General features: G+C 68.4%; 16 protein-coding genes. 13 read left to right on the top strand and 3 right to left on the bottom strand.

The window, feature by feature from the left end; all coding sequences use genetic code 11:
• Nucleotides 1-3: 3 nt before the first annotated feature.
• The 12 genes from C1878_RS15770 to C1878_RS15720 all read left to right on the top strand — a co-directional run bounded on the left by C1878_RS15770 (nucleotide 4) and on the right by C1878_RS15720 (nucleotide 15,661).
• On the top strand, nucleotides 4-1,917 hold the full coding sequence (locus C1878_RS15770) for a lysozyme family protein (protein WP_114516675.1): 1,914 nt from the start codon (nucleotides 4-6) through the stop codon (nucleotides 1,915-1,917).
• A gap of 5 nt (nucleotides 1,918-1,922) precedes the next feature.
• Complete coding sequence (locus C1878_RS15765; RefSeq protein WP_154270805.1) at nucleotides 1,923-2,507, top strand: hypothetical protein; 585 nt, start codon at nucleotides 1,923-1,925, stop codon at nucleotides 2,505-2,507.
• A complete protein-coding gene (locus C1878_RS15760; RefSeq protein WP_226844602.1) occupies nucleotides 2,504-3,628 on the top strand; it encodes a hypothetical protein in 1,125 nt (374 codons plus the stop codon). The genes C1878_RS15765 and C1878_RS15760 overlap by 4 nt, the downstream gene beginning before the upstream one ends.
• Nucleotide 3,629: 1 nt before the next feature.
• The gene (locus tag C1878_RS15755) at nucleotides 3,630-4,139 is read left to right on the top strand and encodes a hypothetical protein (RefSeq protein ID WP_015539638.1); all 510 of its coding nucleotides are present in this window, start codon (nucleotides 3,630-3,632) and stop codon (nucleotides 4,137-4,139) included.
• Nucleotides 4,140-4,152: 13 nt separating this feature from the next.
• On the top strand, nucleotides 4,153-4,572 hold the full coding sequence (locus tag C1878_RS15750; protein WP_021409116.1) for a TM2 domain-containing protein: 420 nt from the start codon (nucleotides 4,153-4,155) through the stop codon (nucleotides 4,570-4,572).
• 111 nt (nucleotides 4,573-4,683) lie between these two features.
• Nucleotides 4,684-11,418 (top strand): AAA family ATPase, encoded by a 6,735-nt coding sequence (locus tag C1878_RS15745; RefSeq protein WP_035586660.1) that lies wholly within the window; start codon nucleotides 4,684-4,686, stop codon nucleotides 11,416-11,418.
• Complete coding sequence (locus C1878_RS15740; RefSeq protein WP_114516674.1) at nucleotides 11,415-12,134, top strand: hypothetical protein; 720 nt, start codon at nucleotides 11,415-11,417, stop codon at nucleotides 12,132-12,134. The genes C1878_RS15745 and C1878_RS15740 overlap by 4 nt, the downstream gene beginning before the upstream one ends.
• Complete coding sequence (locus C1878_RS15735) at nucleotides 12,131-13,051, top strand: hypothetical protein (protein ID WP_015539663.1); 921 nt, start codon at nucleotides 12,131-12,133, stop codon at nucleotides 13,049-13,051. The genes C1878_RS15740 and C1878_RS15735 overlap by 4 nt, the downstream gene beginning before the upstream one ends.
• A complete protein-coding gene (locus C1878_RS15730) occupies nucleotides 13,048-13,356 on the top strand; it encodes a hypothetical protein (RefSeq protein ID WP_021409103.1) in 309 nt (102 codons plus the stop codon). Before C1878_RS15735 ends, C1878_RS15730 begins: the two co-directional genes overlap by 4 nt.
• Complete coding sequence (locus C1878_RS15725) at nucleotides 13,353-13,679, top strand: hypothetical protein (protein ID WP_015539661.1); 327 nt, start codon at nucleotides 13,353-13,355, stop codon at nucleotides 13,677-13,679. Before C1878_RS15730 ends, C1878_RS15725 begins: the two co-directional genes overlap by 4 nt.
• Nucleotides 13,673-14,233 carry a hypothetical protein gene (locus tag C1878_RS16490; RefSeq protein WP_147270999.1) on the top strand — a complete coding sequence of 187 codons (561 nt, stop codon included), beginning with the start codon at nucleotides 13,673-13,675 and terminating at the stop codon, nucleotides 14,231-14,233. Before C1878_RS15725 ends, C1878_RS16490 begins: the two co-directional genes overlap by 7 nt.
• A 198-nt stretch (nucleotides 14,234-14,431) precedes the next feature.
• The gene (locus C1878_RS15720) at nucleotides 14,432-15,661 is read left to right on the top strand and encodes a hypothetical protein (protein WP_021409099.1); all 1,230 of its coding nucleotides are present in this window, start codon (nucleotides 14,432-14,434) and stop codon (nucleotides 15,659-15,661) included.
• 76 nt (nucleotides 15,662-15,737) lie between these two features.
• Here the strand turns inward: C1878_RS15720 and C1878_RS15715 are convergent, their stop codons facing one another.
• Both C1878_RS15715 and C1878_RS15710 read right to left on the bottom strand, forming a co-directional pair.
• Complete coding sequence (locus C1878_RS15715; RefSeq protein WP_035586669.1) at nucleotides 15,738-16,154, bottom strand: hypothetical protein; 417 nt, start codon at nucleotides 16,152-16,154, stop codon at nucleotides 15,738-15,740.
• Nucleotides 16,155-16,180: 26 nt separating this feature from the next.
• Nucleotides 16,181-16,531, bottom strand: coding sequence for a helix-turn-helix transcriptional regulator (locus tag C1878_RS15710; protein WP_009307222.1), 351 nt, complete (start codon nucleotides 16,529-16,531; stop codon nucleotides 16,181-16,183).
• A gap of 137 nt (nucleotides 16,532-16,668) precedes the next feature.
• Between C1878_RS15710 and C1878_RS15705 the strand changes: the two genes are divergently transcribed.
• The gene (locus C1878_RS15705) at nucleotides 16,669-16,890 is read left to right on the top strand and encodes a helix-turn-helix domain-containing protein (RefSeq protein ID WP_035579227.1); all 222 of its coding nucleotides are present in this window, start codon (nucleotides 16,669-16,671) and stop codon (nucleotides 16,888-16,890) included.
• Here C1878_RS15705 and C1878_RS15700 read toward each other — a convergent pair.
• Complete coding sequence (locus C1878_RS15700) at nucleotides 16,887-17,165, bottom strand: hypothetical protein (RefSeq protein ID WP_009307220.1); 279 nt, start codon at nucleotides 17,163-17,165, stop codon at nucleotides 16,887-16,889. The genes C1878_RS15705 and C1878_RS15700 overlap by 4 nt on opposite strands.
• Nucleotides 17,166-17,173: the final 8 nt, after the last annotated feature.

Genomic DNA, 17,173 nt, shown 5'->3' with positions numbered 1-17,173 from the left:
GCCATGTACGTCAACATCGGACATAGCGAGGACGTCATCGCCGCCTGGCAGGACGACGCCAGGCCGGAGGACTCCGCGACGTTTGCGGGCGACGCGCCGCAGAGCAACGCGCGCAGCGCCGATGCGGCGGCGCTCGAGACATCGGGCATCAGCTTCGCGGCCGGCCCGGCCGCGCCGGCCGGCACGATGTTCGACTCCAGGCTGTCCCCCGCCCCTCCCGGCGCGGCGGCGAGGGCCGCCGGCGCGCTGCAAGGGGCCGGCGCGCAGGCGTCCGCCGTCCCGGCGAGCCTTGGCGCGGCAGGGGACACGGGCAGCGCCGCGCCGCGTCCGGCCGTACCCGCGCCGGCGGGCTTCGAGTCTGCGGGCGCGCCCTCGCCCGCCGCCGGGTCCCCGTCCCCTGGGAGCGCGGGGACCGCATCCGGGAGGGCTGCGGCCCCCGCCGCGCTCGGGATCGCCGGGACGGCGTGGGGCTACTTGGAGAGCACCGTGGACGACGGCCGCGACACGTCGTCGGAGGCCGGATCCGACATGTTGGTCGGAGGCGCTTCCACCGTCGCGCGCAGGGCCGCGAGGAGGCCGGGCCGGGCAGGATCGGGACAGGGCCCGGCCGGGCCCGCGGGCCGCGCCGGGCTGCCCGGCGATCCCGCGCGCCCGGCCGGCCGCGCGCCCGGCGGCCCGGGAGCTGCGGGCGTCCGCGGCGCCGGGTCTACGGCCGCCGCCGCGCGCTCCGCAGCGCCGGCCACGGCGTCCGGCGCTGCGTCGTCGGGAGCTGCGGCGGGCAAGGCCGCAGCCGGCGTCGGGCGCGCGGCGGCGGCGAACGCCGGCAAGGCCGCCGCGGTCGGGGCCGGCAAGGGGCTGGCCGCGGCCGCGGCCGCCGTCGGCGCGCCGACGGTCGCGCTCGCAATGGCCATGCTCGCGGCGCTCGCGCTCTGCGGGCTCGTCCTCTGCATGTGCGGCGCTGGCGCGTCCTCGACCCAGGCGAGGGCCGTCGGCCTGTCGGAGGAGGTGCAGGCGCTGAGGCCCTACGTGTCCTACTACATGCACCAGGAGGGCAAGGGGGAGTTCGTCGAGCTCGCGCTGGCGGTCTGCCAGCATGAGAGCGGCGGTGCCGGCTGGAAGATAGCCGACCACGACCCGTTCCAGTGCGCCGAGTCGACGGGGGCGTCCCGCCCGGGATTCCCCGATGCCGGCACTGTCGCCGACCCCGTGACGGGTGCGGACGGCGACGACTGGTGGTGCTCGGCCAGCGTCAAGCAGGGCTGCGCGTACCTGTCCGACAAGCTGCGGCTCTGGGGATGCGACGACCCTTGCGACCTCGAGGCGTTGAAGAACGTGCTGCAGACGTACAACTCGGGCCCTGGCTGGCATGCCTACGCGCTGTCCAACGGCGGCAGGTGGAGCGAGGATCTGGCGCGAAGCTACGGTATCGGCACGCCCAACTACCCCTTGCGCGTGCTGGAGCATTACGAGGTGTCCTACGGAGCGTCGGGCGACGGGGCGGCCGTGGCCGAATGGGTCAAGGCGCGCGAGAACAAGTGGCTGGTGTACTCCCAGGATGCGAGCCTGCGCGTGGATCCCGACAGGACGGGCGCCACCGACTGCTCGGGCATGTGCAGGGCGGCCTACCTAGCCGTCACCGGCATGGACATAGGCTGGTACACCGGCGACCAGTCGCTCGGAGGCAAGGAGATAGCCTCGGGGTCGAGAGGGCAGGGCGTCTCCGCCTCCCAGCTCGAGCCGGGCGACCTCGTGTTCTGCAACTTTAACGGGTACAACCCGACATGGGATCACGTCGAGATGTACGTGGGAGACGGGCAGCTGATGGGCATGGGCCACGCGCCCGGCCCCCATTACTCGGGGGATGTATCGAGCTATGTGGCGAACACTTACAACTGGCAGGTTAGGCGGTACTTATAGTGAAGATGAAGCACGACAACCTATGGAGGGCGAACCCCGACACGGCCGAGGAGATGGACGAGATCGAGCGCCGGCGGAAGCGGGCCATGCGCACGGCGATCACCCTCCTCGCCCTGGCCGTCGCCGTCAACGTCGCCGTCAACGAGTTCTCATGCGTCGGCCCGTCCCCTTCCAAGAGGGACGCCGCGCCCGCCGTCCAGCAATCCGCGCCGGACGACCGGGGGGGAGCGGGGCAGGCCGGCGCCGATGCGGACGGCGAGGAGCCCGCCTTGTCCTTGGACATCGCCCCCGATCAGGCCGAGGCAACGCGGGTCGACCAGGATGCGGTGCGCGCCGCGCTCGGGGCGTACTGCAAGGAGAAGGGCATCGAGGCGTCTCGCGCGTACGTTTCGGCCGTGCTCAGCTTCCCGTCGTCGACCGCCTCGTCCTACCTGGAGGTGGAGCTGCTGGATTCCGACGGCTCGAAAGCGGCCGACGTAGGCGTCGCCTACTCCCTGGACTACGGCACGTGCACGGTCGTCCCCTTGGAGTCTTTGACCGGAGGGTCTGAGAAGCCCGAGCGCATCGAGCGCGGGGGCGATGCTTTATGAGGCGCGCGCCGGCGTACGAGGGTGCCGTCGCTCCCGATCCCGTCATCAGCCATCTGTCCGCAACCGTAGATCGTGCAGCCCGGTGGAGGCGCGTGGTCTTCCGCACGAGTTTGGCGGGAGCATGCGTCCTGATCGCGATGCTCGCTATGATGATCCTCGCGGATACGGCCTACGGCGGGTGGATCGAGGATCTGACCGGCCTGTCGATCTCCGGCATAGTCAACAACTTCTTCACCGCCCTCGGCCTCGGCGACGGCGTGGCGGCGATAATGCAGTCGGCGTCCGACACCTGGCTGTCGCAGCTCGCGTCCTACAAGTTCGACGTGGACGCCTCGCGCGTCGCCGACGTCATCGCCGTCATCAACAAGGCGGCCGCGCCGGTGGGCGAGTCGCTCATCATGGTGTTCCTTTTCCAAGGGGTGTTCAAGAAGGTCACGGCGACCGACGGCAGCTTCATCCATGGGGAGGGGCTTTACGAGCTCGTGATGATGCTGGTCAAGTTCTTCTTGTACAAAACGCTGATCGACCTCGCGCCGCTGCTCATATACGGGATACTCCTCGCCGGCGACGGCATATCGAACGCCATCTCCCAGTACGCCCCGGGCGGGTCGGCCGGCGTGTCCTTCGACCAGGCGGCGCTGTCCGCGGCCGTCAACTCCGCTCTCGGGCAGACCGCCGGCGACGCCTCCGGCAACGCCGGCATAGCAGGGGCGCTCGGCTCCTACATCGGCAGCCTGCTCCTGCTCTACCTCGGCGCTCTCTTCTTCTGGGTGATGTCGATGATCGTGTCCTTCGCGGGCGAGGCCGTGATCCTGGCCAGGTTCGCCGAGGCGAGCGTGCTCACGGGATTCTGTAGCATTCCCGTGGCGTTCCTTCTCAGCGAGGAGTGGGCCGAGGCCGGCAGGATGTACTTCAAAGAGATCGGCAGCGCGGCCATCATGATCGCGGTCGTCCAGGCGGTCGTCATCATCACGCCCATGATCCTCGAAGGGGTGATCGTGACGTCGGGCGGCGACATCTGGCAGATCATCCGGGGAGGGCTCATCTACACGGCGACGCTGCTGGTGGTCGTGCTCGGTTCGACGATGACGACGTACAAGGTCGTCGGGAAGATGATGTGACATGAGGCATGGATCGAAGACAGCCGCCGTCGTCGCGCTCGCCGCGGCGCTCTCCCTTGCCGACGCCTCCCAGGCTTGGGCATGGGGGTACGGTGCGGCGCTGGGGCAGGACGGCATGACTCTCGACAGGCTCGTGAGCGAGGTGCTCAAGCCCATCGTGCAGCTCGCCGGGTACGTCCTCACCGCATTCGGGGCGTACCGGTACTTCCAGAACCGCTCGGACGACGGGCCCGCGGCGCGCCAGGCGCTCGGCATGCTCGCGACGGGAGGGGTCATGGTCGCCTTCACGGCCTACGACCTCGGCCGTGGGAGCCTGAACGGCTTCATGCGCGAGTTCGCCGTTCCGGGCCTGATCGCGCTCGGCACCCTTTGGATGATCAACGGCTTCTACGACTACTTCTTCCACTCGGACGACGCAGTGGCCGCGAAGAAGGGCCTGCAGGCCGCCGTGTCGGGCGGCGTCATGGCGCTTATGGGCGGGGCTTTCGGAACCATCTCGTTGGTGTACTAGATCGGAGGCGGATATGGGCGAGTGGGTCACATTGGCCGACGGGTCGAAGCTGTTCTGCCCGTACCCGTTGGAGCAGCGGCCGCTGCGGGAAGAGGAGTCCGAAGAGCCGAACTCGCAGAGCTGGCACGTCGCGCTCGCGCTCGCCAGCGTCCTGGGGTTCACCGGGGCGCACAGGTTCTATACGGGCAAGATCGCTACGGCAATCGTATGGCTGCTGACGGGAGGCCTGCTCGGGCTCGGCGCGCTCGCGGACGTGGCCGCCATCGCGGCCTCGCGCTGGAAGGCCGCGGACGGGACGCCGCTGCGCCGCAGGGCGGCCAAGGGGAGCCTCGCCGCCGCGGGGATGGCCGTCGGCTGGGCCTTCGTCGCATGGATGACGACCGCGGCGGCGGTCGCGTTGACGGCGCTCACGGTCGCGTTGATGGCGGCTTGAGAACCAAGGTATTGGAAAACTGGAAAACTTGAATAGTCGAGTTTTTGAAAAAAGGGAGAAAGACATGGCCGAGCACTACACAAAGGCATCGATAGGTGAGATAATGGCACCGTGCCCGAGCGCGAGCCATCTCCCAAATCCAGGCGGCGCGCGGGCGGCGAGAAGCGACACGGGACCGAAATCCCGGATTCACAACGGAATAAGGATCGAGCGATGAGCGCGCAGGGCGGCGCAACGGGATCCGTGCACGTGAACGTGTTCGGCGGGCCCGGCTCCGGCAAGTCGACGATGGCGTACGCCGTCGCGGCGGAGCTCAAGGCGCGCGGCTACACGGCCGAGTGCGTCGGCGAGGTGGTCAAGGACTGCATCTACGACGCTGCGCGCGGCGACCAGGAGGCGGCGCGCCTGCTGGACGGCAGCGTGGAGAGCCAGGAGGAGCTGTACCGCCGGCAGTCGGCGCGCGAGCGCCGGCTCGACGGGCTCGTGCAGTTCGTCGTGGCGGACTCGCCGGCCATCATGGGCCTCGCCTACCTCGCCCCCGACGCCGACGAGGACAGGGCGGCGAGGCTGGCGGCCCTCGCGCAGGACGAGTTCGAGGCACAGGAGTCGGTCAACGTGATCGTCGCCAGGGAGGGGGCGTACGACCCCCGCGCCCGGATACACGCCGAGGACGAGGCCGAGAGGATCGACGCGGACGTCCTGGCCCTTGTCGAGAGGGCCACGGCGGGGCGGTACGAGACGGTGGGCCGCGGCGACGCGGGCAAGGTTGCGGAGATGGCCGTCGAGCACGGCTTGGCAGAGAGGACCGGAGATGATGAACTACGACGAGCTTTACAGGGAGCTGGAGCGGGACGCCAGGGAGGCGGGCCTGGAGAAGGAGCACCTGGAGTGGCAGCTAGGCCTCGAAGGCTGGGCGAAGGATCCCGTGGCGGTGGCGATGCGCGACTGGCGCCTGCAGCACGCGCCGGAGACGCTGGAGGGCAAGAGCGAGGAGCAGGTCGGCAGGGAGATGGCCATGGTTCACCTGCTGGCGGAGTCGCGCAGGACGGCCGCCGCGCAGGCGTGGATGCGGTCCCCGCAGAGCTCCCAGGCAAAAGACGCGCAGCAGAAGGCGGCGCTGATGAACGCCGCCGCGGCGGCGGAGAACGAGGCCATGATCTCGGAGATACCGGACATAGCGATAAGCCTGTAGCGGCGCGGCGCCGGCCCTCCAGGCGCGGCAGGAAGGTGATGGAGGGCCAGATGTCGCTCGACCTGCTGTTCGAGCCGTCGGACGCCGCCCCCGTGTTCGAGCCGGCGTCGCCGGCCCCCTCGCCCGAGCGGGCGGCGCACGCCGCATCGCCGGAGAAGGGCACGGCGGCCACGGAGCCGTCCCGCCGTCCCATCGGGGACGCCTCGCCGGCTCCTTCCCGCACGAGGATCGCGCGGAACATCGAAGCGGTCATGGTCGCGAAGGAGCTCGAGCGCGAGGGCCGCGAGGCGACGCCCGAGGAGGCGGCCAGGATGCTCTCGTTCGTCGGGTGGGGCGGCCTCGCCGAGGTGTTCGACGAGACGTCGGACGCCTACGCGGCCGAGCGCGAGAGGCTCAAGGCCGGCCTCACGGAGAGGGAGTACGCCAAGGCGCGCGAGTCCACGCTCACCGCTTACTACACCCCGATCGAGGTGGCCCGCGCGGTGTGGGACTACCTCGCCATGGCCGGGTTCTCCGCCGGCAACGTGCTCGACCCGGCCGCCGGGACGGGCCGGTTCGCCGACGCGATGCCGGAGGGCATGGCCGGCCTCGCCAGCATCACCATGGTGGAGCCCGACCCGGTGTCCGCCCTGATAGCGCAGCACGCGCACCCCGGCATGGCCGTCCAGTGCAAGGGCTACGAGGCGACGACGCTGGCCGACGACTCGTTCGACGTCGCCGTCACCAACGTCCCCTTCGGCCAGTTCTCGGTCTACGACCGCCGCCATGCCGGCGAGGGGATGCTCGTCCACGATTACTTCTTCGCCAAGTCGCTCGACCACGTGCGCCCCGGCGGCCTCGTCGCGTTCATCACCGCCTCGGGAACGCTCGATAAGAAGTCGAGCTCCGCGAGGCGCGAGCTGGCGGCCAGGGCCGAGCTGGTCTGCGCGGCGAGGCTGCCCGACAGCACGTTCAGGGCGTCGGCGGGGACGACCGTGACGAGCGACGTCGTCGTGCTGAGGAAGAGGCACGAGAGGATCTCCAATGAGGAGGCCGCCGGCCTCCCATGGGTCGGTACGGTGGAGCATTCGGACGGCGTGCGGGTGAACCGCTGGATCGCGGAGCACCGGGAGGCCGTGCTCGGCGAGCTCGAGGTCGTGTCCGGCCCCTACGGCCCGCAGCTCGCCTGCAAGGGCGACTGGGCCGAGGCGGCCGCCTCCCTCGCGGGGAGGCTCATGGAACTCGCGTCCGGTTCCTACGAGGAGCGCCCGCTGCCCGCCGCGCGCGGCGGCGCGGCCGCCGCCGACTTGATCGAGGCCGACCCGTCCGTGCCGGACGGCTGCTACGGCGTCGTCGACGGCGCGCTGTGGTACCGCGAGGGCGACACCATGCGCCTCTACGGCGGGCCCAAATCGCAGGAAGCGCGGATCCGCGCCTTGGCGGGGCTGAGGGATCTTGGCAGGGAGTACCTGGCCCTGCAGTCGGCCGGGGCCGACGACGAGCCCATCGAGTCGGCGCGCACGGCCTTCAAGGCGGCCTACGAGCGGCTCGTGGAGAAGCACGGCCGGCTCAACGACAAGCCCAATGTCATTGCGATGCGGGGCGACGCCTACGCGCCGCTGCTGTCGTCGTGGGAGGATCCCGTCGACGGGGAGTGGGAGCCGGCCGCCCTGTTCGATCGGCGCACCGTCCGCCCGGTGCCGAAGCGGCGCACGGCGGCCGACGCCGCCGAGGCGCTCGCCATGTCCCTCAACGCGGTCGGCCGCGTCGACATGGGCTACATGGAGTCCGTATCCGGGCTCGCGCCCGAGGCCATCCGCGCCGGCCTCTCCGGCCGCGTGTACTACGACCCGGCCCTGTCGGCCTTGGTGACGGCGGAGGAGTACCTTTCGGGCAACGTCCGGGTCAAGCTCGACGAGGCGAGGCTCTACCGGGGGGACGAGGACATGGAGGCGAACGTCAAGGCGCTCGAGTCGGCCCTGCCGCCCGACGTCCCGGCCGAGGAGATCTCCCTCGAGCTGGGGGCGACGTGGGTACCGGCGGCGGTGTACGAGCAGTTCGCCTACGAGGTGTTCCAGCTGCCCAGGAGCCACAGGGTGGAGGGCTCCCGCGACCAGATCTCGGTCGCGTACTCGCCCGAGCTGTCCCAGTGGCGCATATCGAACAAGGGCAAGGTGTACGGCGCCAAGGTCGACCGGGTGTACGGCACCCGCGCGCGCAACGCCCTCGACCTCATGGAGGCGTCCCTTAACCTGCGCGACGCGGTGGTCAACAGGACGATGTACGACCCGGCCGCGCGGAAGACCGTGTCCGTCGTCGACAGGGAGGCCACCATCGCCGCCCAGTCGAAGCAGGACGCCATCGCCTCGAGGTTCCGTGACTGGGTATGGGAGGACGGCGCGCGACGAGCGGCCCTGGTCGCCGAGTACAACCGCCGCTTCAACTCCCTTGTGCCGAGGCAGTTCGACGGCTCGCTGCTGTCGTTCGAGGGGATGGCGGCCGACATAGAGCTGGCGAAGCACCAGAAGGACGGGGCCGCGAGGATCGTGTTCGGCGGGAACTCCCTGCTCTGGTACTGCGTCGGCGCGGGCAAGACCTACACCATGGCCGCCGCATCCCAGGAGCTCAAGAGGATGGGGCTTGCCTCAAAGCCGCTGTTCTCTGTGCCGAAGCACCTGGTAGGGCAGTGGGGCATCGAGTTCATGCGGCTCTACCCGCAGGCGTCGATCCTCGTGGCCACCGACGCCGACTTCGAGAAGGACAACCGCAAGCGCTTCGTGGCGCGCATCGCGGCGGGCGACTGGGACGCGGTCATCGTGTCCGAGACGCAGCTCGCCAAGATCCCGTTGCCGCCCGAGCTGGAGGCCCGCTACATCGAGGAGGAAAAGATCAGGATCGAGGACGCCATCGACCAGGCGAGGATGTCTGACGACGCCGCGAAGAGGCTCACCGTCAAGCAGCTCGAGGGGCGCCGGAAGCGCCTCGAGACGCGTCTCGAGAAGACGCGTAAGCACGACCAGGACGACATGCTCGACTTCACCGACCTGGGCATCGACCGCATCTTCGTCGACGAGGCCCACCACTATAAGAACCTGTTCACGGAGACGAAGATGCGAAACGTGGCCGGCCTGCAGGCCGGCGACAGCCAGCGCGCGTCCGACATGCTCTACAAGACGCGCTGGATCAACGAGCGGACGGGCTACAAGGGGGTCGTGTTCGCGACGGGGACGGCCGTGTCCAACAGCATGACCGAGGTCTACAACATGCAGCGCTACCTGCAGCCGCAGACGCTCGCGCTCGCCGGGCTGAACGGCTTCGACGCATGGGCGTCGATGTTCGCTCGGAAGACCACCTCGCTCGAGCTCAAGCCGGAGGGCTCCGGCTTCCAGGTAAAGACCAGGTTCTCGTCGTTCACCAACTTGCCCGAGCTCATCACGATGTTCGCCTCCGTTTGCGACGTCAAGACCGCCGCCGACATAGCGCTGCCGGGCATCCCGGAGGCGCGGCGCGAGAACGTGGCGCTGGAGCCGTCGCCTGAGCAGGTGCGCATGGTGGCGGAGCTCGGCAGGCGGGCCGACGCGATCAGGTCGGGATCCGTCGACCCGGCGAGCGACAACATGCTCGTCGTGACCAACGACGGTCGAAAGCTCGCCCTCGACCAGAGGCTCGTGATCCCCGACCTGCCGGACGGGGACTGGTCGAAGACCTCCGCGGCCGCGCAGAAGATCTGGGGCATATGGAGGGACAGCGAACCGGCGCGCGGCGTCCAGATCGTGTTCTGCGACCTGAGCACCCCGAAGCCCGAGGGCTTCAACGTGTACGACGACCTGCGGGGCAAGCTGGTCGACATGGGCATACCCGCGGGGGAGATAGCCTATGTTCACGACGCCAAGACGGAAAAGGCCAAGGCCCGTCTCTTCGAGGCCGCGCGCTCCGGCGAGGTGAGGGTGCTCATGGGCAGCACCCAGAAGCTGGGCGAGGGGACTAACGTCCAGACGAGGCTCGTGGCCCTCCACCACCTCGACTGCCCGTGGCGGCCGTCCGACCTCGAGCAGCGGGAGGGGCGCATACTGCGCCAGGGCAACCGGAACAAGGAGGTCGGCATCTACCGGTACGTCACGAAGGGGACGTTCGACAGCTACATGTACCAGACCGTCGAGCACAAGCAGCGGTTCATAGGCCAGGTGTTCGGCGGATCCGGCGCAGCATCCCGCAGCGCCGATGACATCGACCAGGCGGCGCTCTCCTACGCGGAGGTCAAGGCGCTCTGCGCCGGGGACCCGGACGTGAAAGAGCGCCTAGAGTTGCAGAACGAGCTGCCCCGCCTGGCCAGCCTTGAGCGGGCCCACAGGAGGGACCAGGCGGAGCTCCGGCGGCTGCGCGACGAGGTGTGCCCCGCGAAGATAGCCTCGGCCGAGGAGGCGATCGAGAGGCTCGGGGGCGACGCCGCCACGGTGAAGGCGCGCAAGGGCCCCGAGGGCGGCTTCCCCGGCATGACCGTGATGGGGGCGTACTGCGAGAAGAGGACGGACGCGGCCGATGCGCTGAGGGCTGCGCTCGTGGCATGCGCAGAGTCGTACGGCGAGGCCCAGGTGGTCGGCTCGATCATGGGGCTGGACGTGACGGCGACGTTCCAGGCGGGCACGGGCTGCTTCCGCGTCGGCGTCGGACACGCGCCTGCCATGACCTTCGAGGGGGCGGACAGCGGGATCGGGGCGGTCACGAGGATCGAGCGAGAGGCGAGGAACATGGAGCGCTACGCCGCGTCCGCGGCCGAAAGGCTCGAGCGGGCCCAGGCGGAGCTTGCCGCCGCGAGGGAGGGCGTCGGGAAGCCCTTCCCGCAGCAGCGGCGCCTGCTGGAGGTAAAGCAGCGCCTCGCCGAGCTGGACGCCAAGATCGGCGAGAAGGGACACGATCCCTCCCTGGCCGCCGTGGCGGAGGCGAGCGAGATAGGAGGCGACCAGCTCTCGCTCGAGGACTCCGGGCTCGTGCTGTTCGACCGGGCGGAGCTGATCATGGTTAACAGGGGGATAGACAGGGGCTGGGACGTCTCGGTCTACGCCTACGAGGGGCTCGACGCTTCCGCCATGGAGACGGCGTCCTACTTCGCCACGCCCGTCATGGGGGTCGGCGCGGAGGACAAGGGCTTGAGATGGGACGGGATGGCGAAGGCCGTCGAGGCGGGGGAGGCCGCCTACGGGGCGGAGGACGTCAGGGGAGCGGTGCGCGAGGCCGTCGAGCTCATCGCCAAGTGCTCGGACGGGCTGTCCTCGTCGGACCAATGCCAGCTCGTAGAGCTGGCCGGATCCGTCGCGCTGCGCGGCGGGCGGCCGCTAGCCCTGGTCAAGTCGCTGGCGGCCGACCGGGACGCCAGCGAGGGCCAGCCCAACGGCATCGGGTTCTACGGGCTCGTGCGAAACGTCCGCGACGCTGCGCTGGCGTCCATCGACGCCGGCGGGGACTTCGTGGCCGTGGGGAAGGACGTCTCGAGGGCCATACTGGGCGCGAGCATGCCGTCGGCGAGGGCCGCCTGGAGCATCGCGTCCGACATCGCCACGCGCACGGCCGCATCGGCCGCGGAGAAGGGGCTCCGGTGCCCTGCCAGGCACATGCTGGCGAGCGGGGCCGAAGGGGCCGCCCGCGCCGCCGCCCCGTCCAGGGGGGCGGGGAGATGACGGCGTGGTCGCGAGCGGGCTCGTCCTACGTGTGCGAGTGCCGCCCGGGTTACGAGGCGGTCGTCGAGCTGTCGGGCGCGTGCGCGTACGCCGCGCCCTGGGGCACGGTCGAGCGGGCGGAAGGGGCCGTGCTCACCGTCGTGGAGCAGGCGACCGGCCTCGCCGTAGCCAAGCGGCTGAGGATAGCGGGGGCGACGTCACCTGGCGACGTCGACGACGTCGCCAGGAGGGTGTCCGATGCGCGCATCGGCGAGGAGGCGGCCAAGGCCGAGGATCTCGCGACCAGGGGATGGCACCTCGACGGGCCCGCCGGCATCCTCTCGGTGGCCGCGCGGGGATCGCGCGCCGCAGCGGAGCACCCGCTGTCGCTCGGCCGCCTGGGCGGCGCGCCGGGGGGCGCGCCCTGCTTCGCCGTCGCCTCGGCCGGCGGGGACGGCTACGCGGCGTCCTGGCTCCCGGACGGCGCCCTCGGCTCGGCCGCCGTGGAATCGGGCCCCTGCCCGACGCCGTCAGAGGCGCTCGCGCGCCTCGCCGAACGGCTCGTCGATCAGGGAATGCCGGCGGCGGGCGGCGAGGACGACGACCTCGCACGCTACGAGAGGCTCTACGCCGGCGACATGGAAACCTATAAGAGCACGAACCTGGACGAGCTCATAAGGGCGTGCCGTGCATCGGCGCGCTACGGGGCTGCCGAGAAGGGAGGCGGTGGGCGATGACGTCCTTGCCGACGACGGTGGCCGACGCCACGGCAGAGGCCGAGCGGGTCATAGAGGAGTGCCGGGAGGCCGGCGATGAATCCCGCCTGCTGTCCTGCATCGCGGCGACGGCAACGTACGATCCCGGCACGCGCCGGGTGAGGACTTACGGGCCCCTCAACGCCGCCCTGGCGTGGGCCCACGGCGCGGGATCCGGCTGGTGCCGTCCGGCCGAGGACTGGGAGAGGGACGGCCGCGCCGTCGCCAGGGCCGACATGGCCGTCCCCGTCCTCGTGAGGGGCGCCTCCGGGATGGCCCTCATGCGACGCTACCCGTACGAGGCGACCGAGGGCGACGGGGCGGTGACGGAGCCCGTATGCGGCCTCTCGTGCGACAGGCGGGCCGTCGAGGACATCCTGTCGTCGGGCGAGATAGACTGCGCCGGCGCGTACGGCATGGTCGAGGCGTACTTCGGCATGGGGGACGTCGTCGCCCCTGCGGGCGGGGGTTTGGGCCAGGAAGGGATGAAGGAAGTCATCGCGAGCTTCAAGGCGGCCGCCTCGGCGGTGCATCGGGCCTACGAGGGGAGGGGAGGCTCGTACCGGCCGAGGCGCATCGAGCCCGCAAGGCCCCTGCCCGTCCCGGCCGAGGTTCTCGCACCGTCGGAGGTGCTGGACGGCGAGGGCGTGCTGGACGCAGGCTGGGATGGGTACGTGCGCGTCGTGAAGCCCTTGATCAACCTGCTGGCCGCCAGCTACGCGAAAGGGGGCTACGACGCGGGGTGCGCCCTCGAGTGCTTCCGCGCCGCTGCAGCCGAGATCAAGGGAGGGGCGTCTGCGGAGGACGCGTGCGCGCTGATGCGGCGGTACCTGCCGGAGCTTGCCGAGGACTGCCAGCTCGAGGCGGAGATAGCGAGAGCGACGGAGGGATTGAGATGACGGTCGACGGGCTTTACTGGGATGAGGCCGGCAGGGCGGATGTCGGGATGATCGAGCCTGGCGACACGGTCTACTGCATATGCCGCGGCGCCGATGGCTTGTTTTCCGTCTCGAGCGGCGTATGCGTGGATCCGCCGGTCAGGTTCATCGACTTCGGCGACGGCGCGCAGTTCCTCGGCGTCGCCTCGACGGTCGAGCCGTCGGCTCTGCGCAGGTTCGGGCTCGTCGGTTCCGTGTTCGTCTCGAGGCGCGCGGCCGATCGCCGCGCAGCCGAGCTGAACGCGGCACGGGAAGGAGAAAGATGAGAAGAGGCATCGCAGCCGACGCGCCGCTTTCCGACGCCGGCGAGGAAAGGCTGTCGGAAGAGGATCGGAGGGCGCTCAAGATGATCGAGGAGCTCTTCCCCGGAGAATACCGCGCTGCGAAGCGCGAGGTGGCGGCAGCCATCGCGTCTGACGCGCCGTCGAGCTTGGGCGGGCTCGCGGCGATCCTGTCGCAACGGGGGAATCCCGACGGCGCGGTGCTGGCAGGGAGGATCGTCGAGGCGCTGCTCACCGACAAGGCGACGCTGATGGACGCGGCGAGCATGCTGTACTTCAGCGACGGCAAGGTGGTCGACGTATGGTGACGGTGCGGCGCGAAAACACAACATGCGATATTCGCGGAATCGGCGCGTATGGTATCATTGTCGCTCAGGAAAGGAACCAGGTGATGGATTCCGGCGGGACGCCGGGAACGAACCCCAAAAAAGAAAGAAACCGCAGACGGCGGTTTCGTGATATTGGAAGAGCTCTTTGTCGTTGCTCTATTATCGCTGACCGGGAGAGGTGTGTCAACCCCTCGGTTTGCTGCGTTGCAGGCAACCGCATCGGCTCGCAGCCGTCACGATTCCGCGCCGGACGACCAGAAGGCGCAATGGAACACAACCGCAGCACCACTACCTTCATCTTCAAAGCAAGCAGCCACCACGGGCTCTCGACCCCGTGGTGGCTGCTTGCTGCCTTTTCCGGCATGCGCCGGCCATGGGCAAAAAGCCCGGTCTGCGCAATCCGGAACCGCGTGGCCAACCAGGATGCGCGTCGATCGAGGATCTCGGCCGACCGTCCAGATTGGACAACATGGCGGTATTGCGGCAAAAGGAAGCTGAAAGGAGGTGATGCGGCAGGGGGAGCGACGGCTTAGGAAAACAACGAGGCCCCGGTTCGCCCCCGAGGCCCCTGCGGTTTCCGAAAACTCGAAAACCAAAGACTTTTGATAGAGGTGGATTGTACCACCCTTGGGTAGTTATATGCAAATCTGCCCCGGAAAGCCCTCATATCGCCCCATACGACGGCGTACGGGGCCGGTTTTCGAGAGTTGCCGAACCCGTGCCGCCAGGGCATGGAACGACCGATACGGGACATACAGCAGCACATAGATTACGTCGGCACGCTTGCCGAAGAAGAACCCGATCCCAAGACCCGCTGGCAGCTGCAGAAGCGCGTTGCGGCGAGCGTCTGGCAGAGGGACGCCAAGGCGTACTACGAGGAGCAGGGCGCGGAATTCTTTGATTTCGGGCAATGGCAGCTCGACCAGGCCTACGCGAGCTACCTCTACCACGAGTCCATCAAGCGATACCGCAAGCGGCAGGGCGACAGGCAGATCCTCGCGCGCCTCGACGAGCTGAACAACGTCCCGCGCGAGGACGGCGGGTACAAGGTCACGGGCGCGCGCCGCAAGGTCATCCGCGCGATCGTGGGGCTCGCCACGTCGAGCGGCGTGCTCTACTGCAGCTACGACGGCCTGGCGCGTGCGGCGCGCGTATCGCCGAGGTCGGCGCACTCGATCCGCGCGGAGCTCGAGCGCCTGGGCGTCCTCAAGCGCGTCCGCACGGGGGGCAGGGCCGAGGACGGATCGCGTCAATCGAACAAGTACATCGTGAAGTGGGACAAGCTGCGCGACATCCTCGGGATCGCGTGCTGCTATGCGTCCAATTGGCATGGAGAGCTCCAGAGAACAGTTGAGCGCAAGCCCTTCCATAACGTGTACTACAACTACGAGGGATACGCGCACTACAGCAAGTCGGCGCGCCAGAAGCGCCGCGAGCGCCAGCGCGCTCGCGAGCATGCGGCGCTCGCGGCGCAAGCGCCGAAAGTGGATAACCATGTGGAGAAAAGCGCACCAGAAAAAAGGACGAAGGCCATGGGGCTTGAAAACGAAGCTAGTGATCAGGGTTTTTGCGCACTAACCGATCTTAAAGAGCGTAAAACATCTAAAATCCTTCAACCTGTGAGATCTCTCCTGTCCTATTGCCGCCGCATTGTGGAAAAGCGTACGCCGCTCCGCGGCTCCTCGGACGCCCGCCACGAGGGCGGGATGCCGGAATCGCTGCGCGATACCTTGGACAACCGCCCTGCGGGCGGCACAACCTGGTGCTTCGACGTCTCAAAGCTCTCCCAAACATCCCTACAAAGACTCGGCCGAGTGGCACCGGGAAGGATCGTACCCCTCTTGGCCGAGATCGACCAGATGACGCGCAGCAACCCTTCGCTCGAAACACCGGAGGACATGCAATGGCACGCCGAGGAGCTCCTGCACATCCTCGCAGATGCGGACGGCATCCCCCGATGACCGAAAGGCATCGGCCGCATCGGCACGGCTTCGCCGTGCGGCAGTGAAAAAATGATCTGCCTCCCGGTGCCGGCAGTCAAGGGGAATTTGGGAATCCTTGCCTGCCCTCTGTCTTACCGACCGAACGGATCCCAACCGCCCGGCGGCTCGACGCACCTCGCCTGGCTATAACGTTGTGGATGGCGGCCTCGATGTTCGATGCCGCGTCGCCCCCGAGCCCAGCAATCAAGAGCGCCGAGCGTTCGGCGATCGCCTCTATCAGGAGCCCGCTGTCGTTTCGATCAGCGCTGCAGGCGGGGCTCGCGCCTTTCTCCGGTCGAGGCGGCCGGATCGCCCCGGATCTCGCCTGCAGGGCCATCCTGCCTATCTCCCTATGCAGGATCGATTCCACTACGTAGACGTCGGCCTCGTCTCCGTACGGCGCGAAGAGATCGTCGGCCGCCTCGACGATCCGGTTGAGGGAATCTGGGATATGACCTGCGCTTAGATTCAATTCGCCAACCCGCTACTGCTCGCTTTTCATTGTGTCTTCGGACCGCCCTCGCCGCGCAGCTTCGCCCTCGCGGCGTCGCTGTAAGGATTGCTCATGTGATGGAGGTTCTTCGGCACGCTGATGTAGACCCCCTCGCCGATGCTCGCGATCTCATCGTCCGGCACGAAGCCGAGCACGTCTGCCACGTCGCATCCTTCGACGCCGAGCGCTCGGAGCGCCTTGATGAGGGCGTCGATCGTAGTCCCCCTGTAGGCGACCACCTTCCCCGTTTTCAACCTGGATACGTTGACGTTCGTTATCCCGGTCGCAGCTGCTATCTTGTCGAGGGATATGCCGTGCTGCAGCATCAGCGCCTCGAGCTTCACGACTATGGCCATGGGCTGTTATCCATGGCAGGCCTTGCGGATCCTGGGTCCACGAGTCGCTCCTTTCGCGACTATTTCATTTCCTTGCTGAGTGCTAAACATTATATATATTGAATAAATCATTGCATATAACAAATGAGAATGGGGGAATGGATGACGTAGAGCTTAACAAGCGAAGGAAGCGACTTGGGAATGCCGTCCGCGTCGAGCGGGTGGAGCAGCGGCTATCCCAAGAACGCCTGGGCCGGATGGTCGGCACCAACCAGACCTACATCAGCCTGCTCGAGGCAGGCGAGATAAACGTGACGTTCAACAAGCTGTGTCGCATCGCGGAGGCCTTGGAGGTAGAGGTGTCCGACCTGGTGCGCTAGAGTGCCCCGGCGTTGCCGGGCACGATCTCCTCTACGTACCATCGGCCGTCGTCGCTATGCCAAAGGTGCTTTGTCCTTCCGCAGATCTCAACGGTATAGCGGATCCCGTGGCCGCCGACCTTCATGCTCGCCGCGCGCCTCGATTCGAGCACGCGATCCACGACAAAGCATCGTCCGTCTCCCCAGTAGATCGCCAGCGGTCGCTGGCGGCCGTCGGGGTCGATGTCCACCACGGCCTCCACGTAGGTCTTCTTGCGGCTCTCGATTCCATGCATTTAGCAGC

Source organism: Gordonibacter sp. 28C, assembly GCF_003339845.1.
In the GTDB taxonomy this organism is placed as follows: domain Bacteria; phylum Actinomycetota; class Coriobacteriia; order Coriobacteriales; family Eggerthellaceae; genus Gordonibacter.
Note: the sequence above shows the minus strand (reverse complement) of the source record. Positions and strands in the feature narration are given on the sequence as shown.

Excerpts from the sequence above, each read along its gene's own strand:
- C1878_RS15770 (WP_114516675.1), top strand. The coding sequence starts at position 4 with ATGTACGTCAACATCGGACATAGCGAGGACGTCATCGCCGCCTGGCAG.
- C1878_RS15765 (WP_154270805.1), top strand. The coding sequence starts at position 1,923 with ATGAAGCACGACAACCTATGGAGGGCGAACCCCGACACGGCCGAGGAG.
- C1878_RS15760 (WP_226844602.1), top strand. The coding sequence starts at position 2,504 with ATGAGGCGCGCGCCGGCGTACGAGGGTGCCGTCGCTCCCGATCCCGTC.
- C1878_RS15755 (WP_015539638.1), top strand. The coding sequence starts at position 3,630 with ATGAGGCATGGATCGAAGACAGCCGCCGTCGTCGCGCTCGCCGCGGCG.
- C1878_RS15750 (WP_021409116.1), top strand. The coding sequence starts at position 4,153 with ATGGGCGAGTGGGTCACATTGGCCGACGGGTCGAAGCTGTTCTGCCCG.
- C1878_RS15740 (WP_114516674.1), top strand. The coding sequence starts at position 11,415 with ATGACGGCGTGGTCGCGAGCGGGCTCGTCCTACGTGTGCGAGTGCCGC.
- C1878_RS15735 (WP_015539663.1), top strand. The coding sequence starts at position 12,131 with ATGACGTCCTTGCCGACGACGGTGGCCGACGCCACGGCAGAGGCCGAG.
- C1878_RS15730 (WP_021409103.1), top strand. The coding sequence starts at position 13,048 with ATGACGGTCGACGGGCTTTACTGGGATGAGGCCGGCAGGGCGGATGTC.
- C1878_RS15725 (WP_015539661.1), top strand. The coding sequence starts at position 13,353 with ATGAGAAGAGGCATCGCAGCCGACGCGCCGCTTTCCGACGCCGGCGAG.
- C1878_RS16490 (WP_147270999.1), top strand. The coding sequence starts at position 13,673 with ATGGTGACGGTGCGGCGCGAAAACACAACATGCGATATTCGCGGAATC.
- C1878_RS15720 (WP_021409099.1), top strand. The coding sequence starts at position 14,432 with ATGGAACGACCGATACGGGACATACAGCAGCACATAGATTACGTCGGC.
- C1878_RS15710 (WP_009307222.1), bottom strand. The coding sequence starts at position 16,531 with ATGGCCATAGTCGTGAAGCTCGAGGCGCTGATGCTGCAGCACGGCATA.
- C1878_RS15705 (WP_035579227.1), top strand. The coding sequence starts at position 16,669 with ATGGATGACGTAGAGCTTAACAAGCGAAGGAAGCGACTTGGGAATGCC.
- C1878_RS15700 (WP_009307220.1), bottom strand. The coding sequence starts at position 17,165 with ATGCATGGAATCGAGAGCCGCAAGAAGACCTACGTGGAGGCCGTGGTG.